General features: G+C 38.7%; 1 pseudogene. It reads right to left on the reverse strand.

From position 1 onward, the window contains the following. A pseudogene (locus AC6UD2_RS06840) lies at positions 1-253 on the reverse strand (manganese-dependent inorganic pyrophosphatase); the annotation flags it as partial.

A 253-nucleotide genomic window follows, 5' to 3' on the forward strand; every position in this document is an offset into this window, starting at 1 on the left:
GTTTTGGCGTCAACGTTGGTCCCAGCCTTAAGCATTTTAACGCCATAATCTTCGTAATCATCAATTCCAGCAATATCAGCTAAAGCTTTGAGTGCATCACGATCGAAATCAGTAGTAGTTGGTGATTTTAACAATAAGGTGTCAGAGATAATGGCAGACAACATTAAACCAGCTAATTTCTTGGGAATTTTAATGCCCTCTTCTGAAAACATCTTAGTAATAATTGTGCTACAGCATCCATAAGGTGCAGCAC

It is taken from the genome of Fructilactobacillus sp. X2R5C2 (assembly GCF_059901375.1).